A 625-nucleotide genomic window follows, 5' to 3' on the forward strand; every position below is an offset into this window, starting at 1 on the left:
TGGTGGCCACCGCCGCCTTCCGGCAGGTGCTGCGCCGGCTGACCGGAGGCACGGTCGGCGGAGCCCTGCGCCCGCAACTCCTCGTCGCCGCCCGGGAAACCGTCCGGGAATGGGCCGCCGACGAGGCGGCATGCGCCGTACTGCCGGAACTGAGCAGACCTTCGGGAGGTCGCGGTCTTCGGGCGGTGAAGTCCATGACGTCCGAGAAACGGCTGCTCGCGGAAAGGGCTTTCCAGGCCCTTCCCGGCGCTTTCCAATGCCTCTTGTGGCACACCGAGGTCGAGGCCGAACCCATAACCATACCGTCGGGTCTGCTGGCGATGGACGCCGGTGGCGCGGTGGGCACGCTGGAGCAGGCACGGGAGCAATTCCGGGCGGGCTGCGTGCGCGCACACCGGGAACTCGCGCCGACCGGTGAATGCCGTTTCTACAACCGGCTCCTCGACGCTCCCCTGCGCCGGGGCGGGGCAATGCTGCCCGATGTCCGGCAGCACCTTCGCGCGTGCCGTCACTGCCGGCACGCGGCCGAGCAACTCGGTCACTTCGACGGTGGCCTGCGGGTGCTGATCGCCGAGGCCGTGCTCGGCTGGGGTGCCCGCCGCTATCTGGACTCCCGGTCGGCCCG

The 625-nt window shown here is 71.2% G+C and carries 1 pseudogene; it reads left to right on the plus strand.

The annotated features are described in order from the left end of the window. Nucleotides 1-2: 2 nt before the first annotated feature. Nucleotides 3-625, plus strand: a pseudogene (locus BZY54_RS48560) (RICIN domain-containing protein); the annotation flags it as partial.

Origin of the sequence: Streptomyces carpinensis, from assembly GCF_002154505.1 — a bacterium.
GTDB lineage: Bacteria > Actinomycetota > Actinomycetes > Streptomycetales > Streptomycetaceae > Streptomyces > Streptomyces carpinensis.